Consider the following 16,705-nt stretch of genomic DNA (forward strand, 5'->3'; position numbering starts at 1 on the left):
TGGCGGCCGGAGCCGCCATTCTGTTCGAAATGCCCCCACTTTAGACTAAGTTTTCGCACATTGGACTCTGGTCAACTTGCCCTCTGCTTTGATTAGGGCATCACCTTTTCCGTTTAAAGTTTCCGCACCGGTCTCGTCAATAATCACCCGGCTTTCTGTGGCACTTTTAACCCTCAAGGCAAGCTGTGCTGGTAGGTTAGAGCGCAGGTTGGTGCTGATTACCTCAGCACTGGGTTTCTGCGTGGCAATAATCACATGAATACCCGCCGCACGAGCTTTTTGCGCTAATCGCTTGAGGTATGCCTCAATTTGCTTTTTCATTTCTTTTTCAGAAGTGAGATCGGCATACTCATCGAGCACAACGACCCACCATGGAATTCTCTGGTCCGGGTCAACTTTCGCGTTATATTCAGGAAGCGATCTGGTTTTCTGCTCCTTGAGCTTCTCATAACGGCGCTGCATTTCCTCTACTGCGCTCTCTAGCAATTCAAGCGCATCTGAGTCATCCCAACCAATCGCGCCTTCAAGGTAGCTGCTCTCTTCATACTGACTTAGCTCTGTGCCTTTAGGGTCGACCAGCATGAGCCTCAATTCATCTGGACTGTAATAGTGAATTAGGCCATCAAGAATAGTGTTTAGGGCCTCAGATTTTCCGCTTCCCGTTGTACCGCCTATGAGAAGATGGGGAGAGTTCGAGGAGGAAAAGTTAAGATCTACAATTTGCCCGTAACCATCCTCTCCGAGCGGAGCAGCAAGCTCATTGCTAGGTCGAGTCCATCTCTTCCACATGTCGGTCGCGTCAACGTAGTAGCGATCAGCTTGGCTCTTTGGTACGTCGATTGTCACATAGCCCTGATGGTTCCCAAATCGGATGTTCTGGTCTTGATCAAGTGTTAAAGCCAATTTCAAAACATCGGCTTTTTCTGACAGCCTCCGGGGATCTACCGCTTTGCCGGGTTTAACTCGATAAAGGATCGATGCAGGGCCCTCGATAAAGCGCATTGACGGGTCTTCAGGCTGCTGAACAGATACCCCGAATTCGCCAAATTTATCCAGAACCTTTTGGTATCGTTTAATTAAGTCTGCCTCACTGAGTTTTCCTCGGGGAGGGGGGGCGCCCTCATCAGCTTCGTTGGGCACCGAAGAAAGAACGCTTTCTGGCGGTTTATCTGATTCAGAGGGTACTAAAGGACCTGAAGACTCCTTGGTAGTTGGGTGCTGCTCCGTCTGAATGAACGTGGAGGTTTCGCCGGCTATCAAATCATGCACTTGGTTTTTATACGATTTGATGACTTGTATCGCCCCATCGCGCTCGTAGTCACCCTGAAGCTGTCCTTCCTCGCTATAACAACATATGGAATAGAGACCGGAGATGGATCTAAGCCTGTAATCCCCATTTCTGAAATCATTCCTCATCTTTTCCGGCAGGCGGTATTTGTCATCAGCAACTTCGTTTATGGCCATCCCATAGTACGCCCTTGCTTCTGGGTTCACGTTTTCCATGGCCGCCAGCAAGTGCTCTCGCCACAACCGGGCGTCGACAGCTTCTGTTTGATCGTCGTTAAAGTCGATTATCGATTTGAACAAATCCAATGAAGAATTAACTTGATCAATGCCGTGGTGGTCATAGGCGAGTCGGAATTTTCCTTCGACAATCATTACATCCACCTGTAACTCATCGCCCACTCGCTCCAGAGTAATTTTACAGAGGTCCGCCCTAGTTGAGCTGCTTCCGTTAAACCACTCAAGATGTTCATCCAAAGAAATCCACACAGTGACGCCATCATGGGGCTTTTCAGGATTATGCGCATCGGCTAGGTGCATGGCGATCATTAGGCCTAGAATTTCTTCCGTGACCCTTGAGATCCCCATAGCTTGGAGTACCAATCGCGGGGAAATCTTCCGCGTTTCATCGTAAATCTTCTCGGCAAGTTGGCCCAGTTGCTCTGTGGACATGCCGCTATGATGCCCAATCTTCTCAAGCTTTCTCTTCAACCGATGGATAATAAGCTTCTTCCCAGAATTGGATGACACGATCAGAGTGTATAGTCCGCTGGTTCCAACATTCTCGCGCACGGTTAGAACATCCGGTTGAGGTTCCAGGCTTTCTACCTGCTCACGTGAAATATATCGTTCGAGAAGGACAACCCAATGGGCCACTTCATGAAGCTGCTCGTAAAGTTTCGCGGAGTTTTGGAACCCAATCTTTAATTCGATAAAGTCAGTGTTGTCCGGCTGCTGTTTAGAGACCGGGCCTAAACGTGCGTGTCTGACAGACAGTGTTGACCAGTTGTTTAAAAGCTGATCAGAGGCTCGTGGAATCATTGATACTGCAATCTCGCCACCTTTGTGGCCACCGTATACACTGCTGGGTGGGTCGAGTAGTGAATCGAATTTACCCTCTCTTTCACCGCTAGGCTCAGTATTATGTTGAATGTTCAGTTCATCTCGCTGGAGACCTGGAACGAGCGCTATGTCGAATTGCTGTTTCAACACGTTTTCGCTGAGGGCGTCATCGGGGCCGAACTCATGCAAGCGAAGCTGCAGTGGTGGAAATAGCTTTCCTCCCTCATTGATACGATTTTCGGTTGGTAGCTTTTCGAAATGAGCGATCACTTCTTCCCAAATATCGAGCGGAGCAAGAACATGAATCGTTATCCTGGCGTTTTTGAACTCATTCCTGCGTATCTCTTTAATGAGTTCTGCAGCGAGTCGTCCTCCTCTATGGATAATCAGTAGGAGTTTAAGTCCGTCCTGTTTGTAAGGATGTGCTTCCAAATAGGCTCGAACTTGGCTTCCCATTTCGGAAATTGATGGAAAATCCAGTATCCCGCCTTGGCTGGTTCTTTCTCTATTTCTCTGAGAAAACTCTTCACACCACCCCTGCTCTCCAGAGGCAAATAACAGTGTTCGGTCAGAGGTGACAGCGATGGGTGGCTGTTGATGGGGAGAGAGGCTTGATAGCCATCGCAGGTATAACTTATCGTTTTTCTCATTGAGCTTAAGTTGATTGGCTAGTGCATAAGTTGCATTTTTATCAGATACCGCCAGGTAATCTGCGATCCATCTCAACCTAGTCGGATGGCTTGGTAGCATTAAGACTCGGGATGGACCATTGATTTCTAAGAAATCTCGGGTCAATAAAAACTCAAGAGTCGTATCAACCTTTCCGTCTGGGACGCATTGGACTTTTGCTCGTTCCAAAGTGCCATTCCAGCTGTCTAGATACTCGTTGATCGAATCGACAGCTAAACCCTTTGATTTGGACAATGAACTGAATACTTGGCTCTGATCCGCGAGCTCAGACAATGGTGCGCTGGTCAGAATCTCTTGTCGGTCCTCGGGAACCGAATAGTCTTTGAGTGATAAAGTCCGATTGCAAACATTAGATAACCACTCGTCCTGATCTGTGTCCGCAGGAATCTTCAAGCTGTCGTAGAAGTCTTGATTTGATTGCTCTGAAACCTTTATCCAAAACAGAGCAAAGAAAGGGTAGTCGTCCGGCAGCCATTCATAATTGCTGGAAATCTCCAACTCGGTTCCAGTAGCTATGTCGACTAAGGCGAACTCGACAGGGACGGGGTTCCATTCGATGTAAATTTCACCCTCTTCCTCCGGGATATCCTTTCGGTATTCCGAGGGGATCTTGGGATTCAAAAAGCTATCATCGACATGGAGTTCAAAACCACCAGGGTTGAGTAAAGAATTGTCCGAGACGGATTGCAGCGTTGCTCCGTATAGGAAAGCAAAAAGCCCGACAGAAGGAGATGTCTCATGGCCGTTTCTTCCTAATCGAACTTCGATCCTGCAAGGAGTATCGTGATCTATGGAAGCGTGGAAGTCTCTGGCCACTTCCGCTAGCTGGATAAGCGGGTTAAAAAAACGCTCGGGGGTAGGAGACGCATCCTTTTCCACCATGCGCCTAGTCTGTTTCGAAAGGAGGTCGATTAGAGGCAGTCCCGAATCAGCATTGTCGGCATCCAAAAGAGTTTGTGCCTGCTCCTGAGCCCGCTTATTCAAGCCATCCTTGACGTTTAGGTCAAGGAACTCGTCAACACGACCCAGGTCTGCATCTTCAATCTCTTTCTCTACACGATCACCCAATGCCAGTCCTTTAACATCTTTGGCGAAAAGTTGTTCAAAAATCTGAAATGGGATTAGTGCTCTGACTTGGGGGGATCGGTGGGTGCTATATTCTATACAGAGTTTCTTCCATTTTTCCTGTTCGCTCGGCGAGTATTCTTCGCCCTCCACATTTCGGAATTTTATCTTGGCGCAGATTTTGGCTACTTCATCTGCTTCAATATCAGAACTGTTCGTTGTGACCAACTCTGCGTAAGAGAGATTTAACTCAAGTCGTCTGGAAGTGCGAATTTCAGATCCTTCCCTCCGCCACAATGCATCTGGGAAAAGCCCCAGATGTGTTATATTCTCGCCAATCAATTCTTCTTGTTGCTCTGCGGTTAGGCTCTCTTGCCTCGAGTGGTATGCCTCACAACTCGCGAGTGCAAACTTAATAAAATTCCGAACTGGAACCTGCGTCTTTCCTGGATGGATATGGTTAAGAACCTCTAGTAAAAGGTTGCTAAAAAAACTTGGAACTTTCGAACCGTCACTCGAAACGATATTCCAGCATCGGCCAACTATTGTTTCGGGAACGTTAAATTCGAAGTCATCGAAAAAGCCGTCTAGGAAGTTTCGATCCTGAAGAGTAAAGATGTTCTTTAAACCTTGCTCATCACTCTCAGTTTTTGTCTCAAGGTATACGAGCCCCTTCTCATTGTTATTCCTGTACCAAGTTATTGAACGGTCTTTCTCTGCCTTGTACTCACTCGGATAGTCATCATCCGAGTCCCCAGCAATTATGACTTTGACATCTTGTAAGTCGTGAGCGGGCGATTCTTTTGACCAAACGTCGATTAGCTTCAGTATTTCCTGTTTTTGTAGGTTTTTTACTCGGAAGCAGTTCCGAGCTGATCCTTCGATATCTTTACCAAATGAGGTGGCAACTATAGAAAATACAGTTTCAGCGATGACTTGGTTGCACTTCTCAAAAAATGTCACAAAAGACCTCCAGTTCCAACCATCCTTGTGGTATCAGAGTATTCTGTCAAAAGGCCCGCGGCTCGCATCTGAACAGCTAGGGAGTTTTCATTATCTTCGAAGACGCTGGCGTCGAATGATTCTAGTAAATTATGCTTTTGTGCAGCTGCTCGACCGATAACCAGTCTACATCTGTCATATAACCAGTCGTCTACAAACTGCTCGAAGGGCATTTCGGATGTGCCCTTAATCCCTGCTAAAACCAGTGTTTCTGCAAGCTCCAATCCAAGTATGAAGTGCCGGCGACCTCGCCATGCATTTAACAGTTTTATCGTGGCTGCAGAGGCCCAGAAGAATCCTCGTAGTTTGGTGCGCTGTTTTGGCTTTAGCTCCGCGCCATCTGCGGCCTTTTCCGCAGCACCGAGGATGAGTGCTTCCATGTCTTTAAGGCAGCGTTGCGAGGCCCGCCTTAACTGTGCGTGGCAAGAGTTGCAGTCACATATAAGCGCTGATGGAGGGGTGCCAAGATAGTCGCTTGCCCTAGAATGTTGAATTAAGATTAGCCAGAAGGCTATCCAGCTCATGAGGGCTTTGATTCTTGCTACAGCTGACAGTTCTGCATGTCCAAGGATATTCGCTACACCGTCCCTCAATAATTCTTCTTTTTCGTCACCTTTTAGCTCACTCTCAGACTCCAGCCTGTCTTCTACCGCTTCTGAGTCGCTATAACCCTTTGCGAGTAATGTCTCCGCAAGCTTCTCCAGAGCGCTTTCATCATTATCCGAATATAAGTCGGAAAAGCCCTGCCGTATTTTTTCAAGTCGCGCTGAGTCTGGATCACTTCTCAAAATATGAAAGGCAAGAGCTCCACCACCTCGTAAATAGCGACGCTCAATCTTTATCCGGCCTGCCCTTTTACGCGCGTCCCAGTGAATTAAGGACTTAGTAAATGGGAAAAAGTGTGCGCGATCCCAGCCTGGTGATTTACTTGTACTCGGTATTGGGAGTTGGAGGCTCGATAGCAAGTGGCGTACTGCTTCCTCAGTGTGAATGTCATAAAGAACTTCATTTTTCTCTATCGTGTTTGCAAAACCATCATCCCAAACTAATCTTCTTGCAAAATCGTGAGACCTTCTTCTTATCTTAATAAAGTCGTCATCTGGTAACAGTGATTTGGCCTCAGTGCCAAATACTAAGTTAAGAAGTTCTAGCCCTGGGTATAGTCCTGCACCATCGTAGTCAAGGACGCCCCCAAATATTGTTCTGGACAGTGAAGGTGCAGTAACCTCTTCACTTTTTCTATCTACTGACATTAGAGGCTACCCCCAACCTGTATAACTCCTTCATCGATCGACACAGAATGTAGTTTGCCGTGAATAAAAAGAGATATGTTTCCGTCTTCTGAAACTTGATGGCGTGCGAGACTTCCGAGGAAGGTTTTTATTCTTCTAAGGTCGTGTGCATAGAATTCTTCAGCAATATAACCAGATCCAGCTCGTGCAATACAGTCAAAAACCATGAGGTTGATAGGGAAGTCCATTGGGCCTTTATCTTTATCTAGAACTCTGAGGACGATGTGTCTATCAAGCCAGTCAACCGTTGAGCTAATCTGCCAGCGTTCTTTTTCGGGATCGATGTCCCATGCGTCGCGCATAGGAAGTATTTTGATCGAAGTAGTCGGTATACTCCTCGCAATTATCGCTGAGTGGTTGCCTGCGTTTGCGAAAGAAGGGTCAACAATTTGTAGCATTGTTTCCCTCGCGCCTAGCTGCAAACCTTGAATTGTATGTAACCCAGCAACAATCCGGTTTTTGAGTGATCTCATTTGTGTTGCAGGCATTTGTCCCTTAAAGACTTTTAGAAAGTCGTCGCCATATTCAAAGCCTAGTTTTTGCATTACGTTTTCGCTGGGATCTTCGAAAAAGAATTTCCGTCGCAAAGAACGGACTACATCCTGCACAAATACTGCTTCGTTGATGCGTTCCTTCCGGTTTCTCGGATTGCCTATTACTTCGTCGATGCCATTCGCGGCGTCAACATCGATAGAGCTGCCAGCGCCACGGTATACAAATTGCAGGTCTGGTAAGTGGTCATCAAAAATGCCCTGATCATTCAGGAGCATCTCATCTATTTCTCTGATCGATCTCTGGCCTGGATCGAGCTTCGAGAAATCAGCAAGAACAGGAATTTTTTTCAGCTTGTCGGAATTTAATTCTGGAGGGGGGGCAAACATACTGTTGTAAAACGTGTATTTGCTTTGCCAGCCTCGTTTGCGATTGCTTAACTTTTGATGAACATTCTCACAGCTTAAGCCACCAGTAAGTAGGTAGGCGATGGCCATGAGTATTTCGCGAATCGTTACTACTGAGCCGAGGCGCTCAACTGTCGCAAAAAGTGTGTCAATGCGGCTGAGGCGAATTGTAGCTTGGTTTGAGGAGCTGGCTGAGAGCTGCTGTCTGTTGAATAGGATTGGACAGAAATCGCGGCTATCGCAGTGTTGGCAAACACTCCAACGCTTTCCATCCACCCATGAACGAATGGCTAGGTTGACTAAGCTATTCTGATGATCCGAAGCTACAGACTGGTAGTTCAGGTTGACGATATGGACTTGGCCGTCACTTGAGGCTAGTCCGTCAACGAAAGAGTCTCTAAACCTTTCCAGAAGGTTTTGACTGCCGGGGAGCTCTTTACCATATTCAAGTACTGCTCGAAGTCGGCCCTCATTGGCGCAGATTATGCTCACAGTATCAGACCCCGCTTCCACCTCAATTTGTTCTGAGGCAACACCTACTGTCATCTCAGAAAAATCTTTATAAATCCTGAGCGGGATTCTGCCGGTATTTTCTCCTATTAGTGCGCTTCCATCGCAGAGCTCATTAATCTTCTGTCTCGCATCTTCCTGGGAATAGCCAAAATGTTTTTCAAGCAGTCTTCGACAGAGATGGGTTTTGCCGTGGCCCGCATCTCCAGTCAGTATGATTAACTTTGCGCCGGAGCTGATGGCGCCCTCAAGATAATCAAGTGCTTCTGTTTTAAGGTTGAGCGCGTCGTCGGTGCTCTGGTACTCCTCGTAGATTTGGTCGTGAGAAGGGCTGAAAGGAAGGTATCGATGCAGGCGATTCACGTGTCCATTTATTTCTTTCGCCATTCTTTGTAGCTCCTGGTTCGCAGAATCCGTAAGGCGATTTACTACGCTTGGGATCACTTAGTCCCTAATAACTCTAGTAATTTAGCACACTACTTACTGTCTCGACACTCGTCATACCCGAGTGATGCACAGTTGTTAGGGGTGCAGTTCCTGCGGCTAGAGAGGTTCTATCGTGTGGGCGTCCCAGTGAGGTGTGCACGTCGAAGCGGTGAGGTATTACCGTCGAAATAGGACTCGCAGAAATAGAGCGGCTAGAGCCCGTATGACTCCAGGTGCTAGAAATTCAGGACAACCTCGTTAGCCAGTTCTTACACTAAATCTGCGTTTTCTCAGCTTGATGCAATGACCTGTCCCCAGTATTTAATCCAACTGTTCCCTAGTAATGTCCGGTGATGACCCTGAAGTTGTGGCGTCAAAGAAATTTTGAAGATAAGCCCGAACCGCGCTCAGCGATCCCCGCGGAAGGCAGATTCTTTGAGTAAGGACCCAAAGACGACTGGTTAAGATCGAGGACGAGGGCAACGCCAGTTTCCTAATGGCGCATGGAGGAGTTCAGCGGTCATTTCCGATTTGGGTTCTGCCAACGCAGTGAGTCAGTTGATTGGTTTTGCGCTATGATAGGTGTAAAGTGCGGTGTAAAGTGACACCGGTAAAAGGTTATAGCTATCTTGAGGGCGAATATAATGGGAGAAAACTATCGAAGAGGGGAGGTTAAGAATGCTCCTCTTATTTACGTATTCGCTATGATAAGAATACAAGATATCAAGTCCTACGCGCGATACATGTCGGAAGTCCAAGAGATTTTGCGCGATAAGTTGCCAAACTACTATGAACAGAAAAGCAACGATAGGAATATCCAGATTAATCAGGATGGAACTATTAATACCATTACCAACGATAGTGTGAATTTTTATTTTTCTGACTTGGATAATAAAAAAGGCGTAATGGTTAAAGATGACCGAATAGTTTTGCATAGCACCGTTTATTCGAGGTTCGCCGATTTTCGTGAATTTTTCGAGCCGATTGTTGAAGAAATAAAAAGAGCTATGAAAGTTTCCTATTATCGGGGTACTGGGATTCGTTACGTTGATCACGTTAAGCCAATAGGTGGTACTGGGATAGATCAGATAGTTTCTGATGAGCGCTTTTTGCCAAAGGTTTTTGGTGCAAATGAAGTTGTTAATGCTAACGAGCAAAGTCAAATTGAGTTATATAACACTACAAAGTTCGGTAATTTAATAGTCAGGGGAACTTATTTAAAGAAGCAGCCACCTGTTCATCCGTCGATATTGAATAGCTTTTCTGTGATAGGTGGTGATCAGCCGGTTGACAATACCTTGGTGATAGATACTGATCACGTTGATGATGAGCAGCAAAAGCTGAAAGATTTTGATGTTTCTAAAGTTTTTGATCATATCGACGAGCTTCATGAAGTTTGTCACAACGTTTTCGAAGAGACAGTAAATATAAAAATACTGGAATCTGCCCATGATGACTAAGAGTAGCAGTGAAAGTCCATTTGCTGATGCCCGCTTTGGTGGACTTTTGACACTAATGGCAATTGCTGGTGCTGGTGTTGTTACATCTTCTGACAACATGATTTACTCCAAAAGCTTGCACTCATCACAGTCTCAGGATTTTATGCGGGGGACCGTAGCTCTGCTATTTGAGGACGCATTTGCGCACCAAGAGCATTCTTCATCTGAGGATGTTTTAGAGCTGGCCGGCCATCCTGTTGGTGGTAGTGATTCCAGTGTGGCCGTTCCCGATGTCCTAAACCGCCTACTATCTGAGTCTAACCTATCGAAAAAATTGCTTTCCGAGATCCTGGGGGTAGCAAGGCCGACATTATATAGCTGGCTTAAAGGTGGTGCGATTGCTGACGAAAATTATGATCGGTTGGTCGTGATTTCTGAGCTTGTGTCTTCAATAGATGACTCGCATCGATTGGCGCTATCTAAGCTATTTAAAATGTTTGCGCCTGATTCGGGTGGTAAAAAATTTCTAGACCTGTTTAGTGAGGCTGTAAAAACGGGGGATAAGGACCACTTTTTCTCGTCCTATGTTGAAGTGAAAGAAAAGTTAGATAAGAGAATTCGGGTTGAGGAGCGCATATCTCGGAATTCAGATTCGGAGATCGCGACAAATCAGGCTTCGTCTTTCATTTAATGGGTGTCAATGTGTCGTCGAGAGCTGATGCGATAATTGAGAATGGTTGGCTTCAGTGGGCGACAGTGGAGCGTGAGCTCTTGCAGGAGCATTGTGATAGTGTTGAGTTGCAAGAGGATTTTTATGTGCTTGCTACTCAATCCTGTGATCTCGCTCATGGCGATTTTGGTAATGAGCCCTTTGTTGAGTTTATAGGCTTTTCTCTTGTCGATAGGGTGCAGCCAGAATTGACGAGGGCTAGTAATAGTAGAGTGTTGCATGTTGAAGTGCCAGTTGATGGTGAAACGAAATGCTTAGGGTTCTTTATTCGAGAGAGGGTTCTTTTCTCCAGAAAGTTGCTTGAGCGTTTTTCACCTAACAACCCTTTTTCGCTCAGCAGTGAAGTCTGTACCCAATTGACGACTTGGCTGGCGGCAAGGTACTACCGTCCTTCATTCTCGGATGAGTTCAATGATCATTGGAAAAAGGTATTAGGGAAAATTAAAGAAAAGGTCAAAAGGACATATGACCGATTTGGAGATGTAGTTACCGGTGTTTTTCTTGGCGCCAGAGACGATGTAGAAAATGAAGACTTTAGTGCCTCTTGGATCATTGTTTTCAGTGATGAAAGGGTTTCGGCTTCTGAGAATCGTGATGAGATAATGGACTTTTTAGGGGCTTGGGAGGCAAGCTTGAGTGAGTACATCGATTCGAATGGGTATGACGGTGTGGTATCCATTCTGTCCACGGCCGAACTTACTTTGAGTGACCTGGAGAAGCATAGAAGAATCTTTTTGGATGATATGTGTTTTCGAGGCGATGGCGAGGGAGAGGTTGAGCACCAAATGGAGGCACGTTAACGTTAATAGGCGCTACGTTTCCGGTGATTGTTTGTCATTTTCGTCCCCCACTCCCCACTCCTTTATTTGTGTCGCCCATTCGCAATATCCCAAATCGCTTTGCCTCAAACTTGAAAATGGATTGTCGACGGCAGATTCTTTGTGAATTTTCTATCGTGAACTGCTGTAGCTTCTTGATGTGCTGATGGCTATAGAGGATTGCTGTTCTGAAATAATCCTGAAGCGGAAAGGTTTTAAGGCAGGTCTTTTTCGAAACTGCTTACATATTGCTTACAAATCTCAATCCCACAGACAACAAAGCCCGCACAAGGGCGGGCTTCGTCAGAATTCTTAATGGTGCCCGGAGGCGGAATCGAACCACCGACACGGGGATTTTCAATCCCCTGCTCTACCAACTGAGCTATCCGGGCGTGTTGCGGTACTGCGCTGCAACGGGGCGCTATTAAACCGGTTTAGGGTTGATGAGTCAAGGCCGGCAGGCAAAAATTTCTGAATCTTTTCAGGGTTGCTCAGGCCTTGACCAATCGCCGTTATTTCTCGGGTGGAACGTAGCCTTCAGCCTGGTCGAAAGGCTCGTTATTGAAGAAGTGTTCCATCTGGGCCTGCAGGTATTTCCGGGTGTTCGGGTCCATCAGGCTCAGGTGCTTTTCGTTGATGAGCATGGTCTGCTGGGCCTGCCATTCTTCCCAGGCCTGTTTGGATATGTTGTCGAAGATGTCCTGGCCCTTGGCGCCGGGCATGGGCGGGAAGTCGAGGCCTTCCATTTCTTTCTGGTACTTGCGACAGAATACGGTGCGGCTCATGTCGGCTCCTGTGTCGATGTGAAATCTGGCTGAATGATAACAGATCGTGCGGGGGTGCCGCCGCCTCAGAGCAGGGCGGCCTGCTCCGGTTCGGTCAGCAGTGAGCGGATGGGGGCAGGGAGGCCCAGGGCCAGGGCTTCGTCCCGGTGCAGCCAGCGCTGTTGCGCGGTGTCGGCAACCTTTGTGCTGCCCGTGACGGGCAGTCGGGCGGGCTGGATGTGCAGGTGGTAGTGGCTGAACGTGTGGCGGAAGCCGCTGACCAGTTCCGGATCGCCACAGCTCATCCCCAGCCGCTGTTCGCAGGCTTCCGAAAGCTCTTCCGGGCCGTAGGCCGGGTCGAGTTCCGGCAGGCTCCAGAGGCCGCCCCAGATGCCGCTGGGTGGTCGCCGCTCCAGCAGGATACGGCCGTCGCTGTCTTCCAGGATGACCATCCAGGTGGTTTTTTCCGGTTTGGCTTTCTTTGGTTTTGAGCCGGGGTAAAGGGTTGTTTCGCCGAGCGCATAGGCCCGGCAGCCTCCGCTGACCGGGCAGGTTTCGCAGTCGGGCCGGGTGCGGGTGCACACCGTTGCACCCAGGTCCATGATGGCCTGGGTGTAGTCTCTGACGCGTTCGTCAGGCGTATGCTCTTCGGCGTGTTCCCAGAGTCGGTTCAGCACGGCGGTCTGGCCGGTCCAGCCGGGGACGGCATGGTAGCGGGCCAGTACCCGTTTGACGTTGCCGTCGAGGATGGTGGCTCGTTTGCCGAAGGCCTGGGCAATAATGGCGGCGGCGGTGGAGCGGCCGATGCCGGTGAGCGACTCGAGCTGTTCCTGATCCTTTGGAAACTCGCCGTCAAATTCCTCAACCACCTGTTGTGCTGCCTTGTGCAGGTTGCGGGCGCGGGCGTAGTAGCCGAGTCCGGACCAGTGGCTGAGCACATCATCCACCGGAGCATTAGCGAGGTCATGCACGGTCGGGAACCGGGCCATGAAGGCCTCGAAGTAGGGGATGACGGTAGTCACCTGGGTCTGCTGGAGCATGATCTCCGAGACCCAGACCCGATAGGCGTTGCGGTCATGGTGCCACGGCAGGTCGTGCCTGCCGTGCTGGTCGTACCAGGTGAGGAGCTTGTCGGCGAAACGGTCGGTCATTACTGGAACAGGCCCTTGAGCTTGTCGCCCAGTTTCTCCTCAATCTTTTCCTTCACCTTTTCTTCGGCTTCGTCCTTGGCCTTGTCGACCTCTTCTTTCACCTTGGCCTTGGCGGCGTTCTCCGCAATGGTCTTCAGGGTGTCCCGGAAGCGGGAGCCGTCAAAGGAGCATAGCCCTGCCGGGTCCTCGGAGAAGTTGCCACGGCATTCCACCGGGATCACCACATTCTCCACGTATTCGGTCACCCGGCAGGCGGGGTCCCGGTGCACTTCACCCACGATGCGCAGGCCCGCCTCGTAATCCAGGGTGGTCTGCTTCATGTCCACGGTGCCCTGTCCCTCCAGCTTCATGCCCGCGAGCGAGGCCACGAGATTTTTGTTGGCCAGGGTGTTGCCATTGATGTCCAGGGTGCCGCTCATGTCGTTGAAAGGTGTGGTGGTGCCCCAGTCGGTGGTGGTCAGCTGTTCCTGGTTGACCAGGGCGATGCCCTGGCACGCCATACGCGTCATGTTCATGCGGCGGAACTCACCCTCGGCCAGGTTGAAGCTGATCTGGCCATCGGCATTCTCACGCAGTGCGGAAATGCGATTGCCGGTGGTGGTGGCATTCACTTTCAGGTTGGCACCACCGCCGAGCATGTCCACTTCCGCCAGATCGGTGAGCAGGGGCAGAGTCTGCACATTGGTCACATTGGAGGCAAAGTTCCACTTCGGATTGTCGCTGCGGGCATCGATGGTGGCGTTAGCGCCGAAGCTGCCTTCGTACATCTTGCCGCTGAAGTCATCGACCTTGAGCACGCCGTTTTTGGCGGTGGTGCTGGCTTTGATCTCGTTGATGGTCAGGTTGCTGACGATCAGCTTTCCGAGACCGAAATCCACATCCAGCAGCAGTGTCCTCAGGGTTTCCAGCGGCAGCAGGTCAGATTCGGGGGCGGAGCCCGAGCCTCCCGCGGAGCCGGCCTCAGCGGTTTGCTGCTCCTCGCTGGCGGCAGCTTCCTCACCTTCGGCCTTGGGCGGCAGGTAACGGTCGGCATTGAGCTCATCACCCTGCAGATTGAAGACAATGCCGCCGTCGGCCAGGGTGTAGCTGCCAGCGCCGTTGAAGGTGGTGTCGTCGAGCTTGAAAGTGAGGTTCTCCAGGGCCGCCGTGCCCGGGGAGCCGCCGATGTCGGTGGAGAAGGCGACCGCTTTGAGTACGTCAGGATCGCTGGTTTCGATGGCTGGCTGCCCCAGGTTGCTGAGCAACTCTTTCAGGGAGAATTCCTGGATGTCCAGGTTGCCCTTCATCGCCGGTTTATCACCAAAGCCCTGCACTTCAAGCTCGGTGGACAGGGCCAGGTTGGCCAGGCTGGCGGTGAAACCGGAGAGTGTGGCGGTCTCGTTTTCCAGGTTGGCCCTGGCTGAACCGGCCAGCTCGGCCGTGACGGATTTGCCCCCGAACGGCTCGCCGCTCATGTCAAACACGGCCTTGAGTCCGGAGACGGCAAAGTCGTTGAGGGCCTCGTTCGCGGCCAGACGGGCATTGATGCTGCCATCAACCTTGAGCTGTGGCTTGGCGGTGTCCACCAGGAAACTGACTTCCAGCGGAAACTCGGAACCCAGGGTGATGTCGCTGGCGTTGACGGCAAAGTTCTCGAGGGTGACCGCCTGGCCGGTGCTGTTGTCGGTGTAATGCACCTGGGCGTTGCTGATCTGCACGTTTTCCACGTTGAAGTTCAGCGGCTCGCCGCCGGAGGCAGTCTGGGCTTCTTCTTGCGGTTGTTCGGCTGGCTGCTCTTCCGACGCCTGTGTTCCATCCGCAGCCTGCGGGGACTCACGCATGATCCGGGTCCAGTTGCCTTCGCCCTGTTCGTTGACTTCCAGGTTGGCTTCCAGGCCGTCCAGTACGAACGTGTTCACCCGGGGTGACATGGCAATGAGGGACCAGAAATCCACCTGTGCCACCAGCTGGTCGAGGGCCACGAAACGCTCTTCCTCGAGGTTGGCACTCACGTTGTTGAGCTCGAGGCCCAGGGGAATGAAGGACCAGCCGATATCGCCTTCCAGCTGCAGATCCAGGTTGGTCTGTTGCTCCACGGCCTTTTCAATCTGCGGCTTGTAATCGTTCGGATCGATGACCGCCATGGCGATCGCGATGGCCACTACTGCCAGAATAATGATGGCAACAATGGCAATCAGGAGGTAACGAACAGCTTTCATGATCAGGGCTTCCTTGTTCCGGTGAGCGTCGGGAGCTTGAGGGCGAATCCCCTGGCTAATAAAGTTAAGGATAACGCAGGGTTAACAAATTAACAGCGCAGGAGTATGACAATGGTGTAGTGATAGGCCAAAATACTCCCCCTGATTTTCCCCGTGAGGGGCCATTCGGCCTCCGCAGACAGTTTATAAAGACAAGAAGGAGTGGGCTGTGGCAATTACTGTGTCGATCGAGTTGAACCGCGATCTGGAGATCCCTGCGGGTTACGACGAAGTCTTTGAGTTGCTGGCCGACGTACCGCGTTCCGCCAGTCATTTCCCGAAGGTCGACAAGCTGACCGACCTCGGTGACAACAGCTATCGCTGGGAAATGGAAAAAGTCGGCGTGGACAAGCACGCCATCCAGTCGGTCTACGCCTGCAAGTATTACTCGGACAAGGAGGCCGGCAAGATTACCTGGGAGCCGATCAAGGGCGAGGGTAACGGCGTGGTGAGCGGTTCCTGGACCCTGGCGGCCAACGGCGACGATGCCACCAAGGTGAAGTTCCGCACCAGCGCGGAGTTGACCGTGCCCCTGCCCAGCCTGCTGAAACTGGCCATCAGCCCGGTGATCAAGCACGAGTTCAACAGTCTCGTGGACACCTACATGAACAACCTCAAGAAGGCGTTCTGAGCTATCAGGGTCATTAACGCGGTTGCGGGACTCCGGCGGGCATAAAAGGTATAATCCGCAGACAAATTGTTTTCGGCACCAAGCCGGTTTATGACGACGGAGTCTCCATGGCCGAACGTAAGGCTCGCGTAGAACGCAACACCCTCGAAACACAGATTACGGTCGAGATCGATCTCGACGGCACCGGCAAGTCCAGCTTTGACACCGGTGTGCCGTTCCTTGAGCACATGATGGACCAGATCGCCCGCCACGGGCTGGTCGACCTCAACATTGTCTCCAAGGGCGACCTGCACATTGACGATCACCACACCGTGGAAGACATCGGCATTACGCTGGGCCAGGCTTTCAAGCAGGCGGTGGGCGACAAGAAGGGCATCCGTCGCTATGGCCATGCCTACGTGCCGCTCGATGAGGCCCTGTCCCGCGTCGTGATCGACCTGTCCGGCCGTCCGGGCCTGTCCATGGACGTGCCTTATACCCGTGCCTCCGTGGGCGGTTTTGACGTGGACCTGTTCGAGGAATTCTTCCACGGTTTCGTCAACCACTCCATGGTGACCCTGCACATCGACAACCTGAAGGGCAAGAACACCCACCACCAGATTGAGACGGTGTTCAAGGCCTTCGGCCGTGCCCTGCGCATGGCGATTGAGATGGACGAGCGCATGGCGGGGATCACCCCGTCCACCAAGGGCTCGCTGTAACCGG

General features: G+C 50.5%; 11 protein-coding genes and 1 tRNA gene. 5 read left to right on the forward strand and 7 right to left on the reverse strand.

Features of this window, described 5'->3' with window-relative positions; genetic code table 11:
• Positions 1-45: 45 nt before the first annotated feature.
• The 3 genes from BM254_RS16700 to BM254_RS16710 are packed head-to-tail and all read right to left on the reverse strand — an operon-like array spanning position 46 to position 8,191.
• Positions 46-5,064, reverse strand: a complete 5,019-nt coding sequence (locus BM254_RS16700) for an FtsK/SpoIIIE domain-containing protein (RefSeq protein WP_245777465.1) — start codon at positions 5,062-5,064, stop codon at positions 46-48.
• Complete coding sequence (locus BM254_RS16705; protein ID WP_092006494.1) at positions 5,061-6,356, reverse strand: hypothetical protein; 1,296 nt, start codon at positions 6,354-6,356, stop codon at positions 5,061-5,063. The genes BM254_RS16700 and BM254_RS16705 overlap by 4 nt, the downstream gene beginning before the upstream one ends.
• The gene (locus BM254_RS16710; protein ID WP_092006497.1) at positions 6,356-8,191 is read right to left on the reverse strand and encodes a hypothetical protein; all 1,836 of its coding nucleotides are present in this window, start codon (positions 8,189-8,191) and stop codon (positions 6,356-6,358) included. The genes BM254_RS16705 and BM254_RS16710 overlap by 1 nt, the downstream gene beginning before the upstream one ends.
• Positions 8,192-8,874: 683 nt before the next feature.
• Between BM254_RS16710 and BM254_RS16715 the strand changes: the two genes are divergently transcribed.
• From BM254_RS16715 to BM254_RS16725, 3 genes are read left to right on the forward strand one after another with little or no spacing between them, the layout of a single operon-like run.
• Complete coding sequence (locus tag BM254_RS16715; protein ID WP_092006500.1) at positions 8,875-9,690, forward strand: TIGR04255 family protein; 816 nt, start codon at positions 8,875-8,877, stop codon at positions 9,688-9,690.
• Positions 9,680-10,360, forward strand: a complete 681-nt coding sequence (locus BM254_RS16720) for a hypothetical protein (protein WP_092006503.1) — start codon at positions 9,680-9,682, stop codon at positions 10,358-10,360. The genes BM254_RS16715 and BM254_RS16720 overlap by 11 nt, the downstream gene beginning before the upstream one ends.
• Positions 10,360-11,199 carry a hypothetical protein gene (locus tag BM254_RS16725; protein WP_092006506.1) on the forward strand — a complete coding sequence of 280 codons (840 nt, stop codon included), beginning with the start codon at positions 10,360-10,362 and terminating at the stop codon, positions 11,197-11,199. Before BM254_RS16720 ends, BM254_RS16725 begins: the two co-directional genes overlap by 1 nt.
• A gap of 334 nt (positions 11,200-11,533) precedes the next feature.
• On the opposite strand, the gene BM254_RS16730 is transcribed toward BM254_RS16725, so the two are convergent.
• The 4 genes from BM254_RS16730 to BM254_RS16745 all read right to left on the reverse strand — a co-directional run bounded on the left by BM254_RS16730 (position 11,534) and on the right by BM254_RS16745 (position 15,330).
• Positions 11,534-11,609, reverse strand: a tRNA-Phe gene (locus BM254_RS16730).
• A gap of 120 nt (positions 11,610-11,729) precedes the next feature.
• Positions 11,730-12,002: an oxidative damage protection protein gene (locus BM254_RS16735; RefSeq protein ID WP_092006508.1), complete on the reverse strand. Its 273-nt coding sequence runs from the start codon at positions 12,000-12,002 to the stop codon at positions 11,730-11,732.
• Between the two features lie 65 nt (positions 12,003-12,067).
• Positions 12,068-13,132 carry an A/G-specific adenine glycosylase gene (mutY, locus tag BM254_RS16740; RefSeq protein WP_092006511.1) on the reverse strand — a complete coding sequence of 355 codons (1,065 nt, stop codon included), beginning with the start codon at positions 13,130-13,132 and terminating at the stop codon, positions 12,068-12,070.
• Positions 13,132-15,330: an AsmA family protein gene (locus BM254_RS16745; RefSeq protein ID WP_092006515.1), complete on the reverse strand. Its 2,199-nt coding sequence runs from the start codon at positions 15,328-15,330 to the stop codon at positions 13,132-13,134. The genes mutY and BM254_RS16745 overlap by 1 nt, the downstream gene beginning before the upstream one ends.
• 208 nt (positions 15,331-15,538) lie before the next feature.
• On the opposite strand from BM254_RS16745, the gene BM254_RS16750 reads away from it, so the two are divergent.
• Positions 15,539-16,000 (forward strand): SRPBCC family protein, encoded by a 462-nt coding sequence (locus BM254_RS16750; RefSeq protein ID WP_092006518.1) that lies wholly within the window; start codon positions 15,539-15,541, stop codon positions 15,998-16,000.
• Positions 16,001-16,107: 107 nt separating this feature from the next.
• Positions 16,108-16,701: an imidazoleglycerol-phosphate dehydratase HisB gene (hisB, locus tag BM254_RS16755; RefSeq protein WP_092006521.1), complete on the forward strand. Its 594-nt coding sequence runs from the start codon at positions 16,108-16,110 to the stop codon at positions 16,699-16,701.
• The last annotated feature ends 4 nt before the right edge of the window (positions 16,702-16,705 follow it).

This window comes from Marinobacter pelagius (assembly GCF_900114925.1).
Classification (GTDB): domain Bacteria; phylum Pseudomonadota; class Gammaproteobacteria; order Pseudomonadales; family Oleiphilaceae; genus Marinobacter; species Marinobacter pelagius.

Coding starts and splice junctions, on each gene's coding strand:
- BM254_RS16705 (WP_092006494.1), bottom strand. CDS start 6,356: ATGTCAGTAGATAGAAAAAGTGAAGAGGTTACTGCACCTTCACTGTCC.
- BM254_RS16710 (WP_092006497.1), bottom strand. CDS start 8,191: ATGGCGAAAGAAATAAATGGACACGTGAATCGCCTGCATCGATACCTT.
- BM254_RS16715 (WP_092006500.1), top strand. CDS start 8,875: ATGGGAGAAAACTATCGAAGAGGGGAGGTTAAGAATGCTCCTCTTATT.
- BM254_RS16720 (WP_092006503.1), top strand. CDS start 9,680: ATGATGACTAAGAGTAGCAGTGAAAGTCCATTTGCTGATGCCCGCTTT.
- BM254_RS16725 (WP_092006506.1), top strand. CDS start 10,360: ATGGGTGTCAATGTGTCGTCGAGAGCTGATGCGATAATTGAGAATGGT.
- BM254_RS16735 (WP_092006508.1), bottom strand. CDS start 12,002: ATGAGCCGCACCGTATTCTGTCGCAAGTACCAGAAAGAAATGGAAGGC.
- mutY (WP_092006511.1), bottom strand. CDS start 13,132: ATGACCGACCGTTTCGCCGACAAGCTCCTCACCTGGTACGACCAGCAC.
- BM254_RS16745 (WP_092006515.1), bottom strand. CDS start 15,330: ATGAAAGCTGTTCGTTACCTCCTGATTGCCATTGTTGCCATCATTATT.
- hisB (WP_092006521.1), top strand. CDS start 16,108: ATGGCCGAACGTAAGGCTCGCGTAGAACGCAACACCCTCGAAACACAG.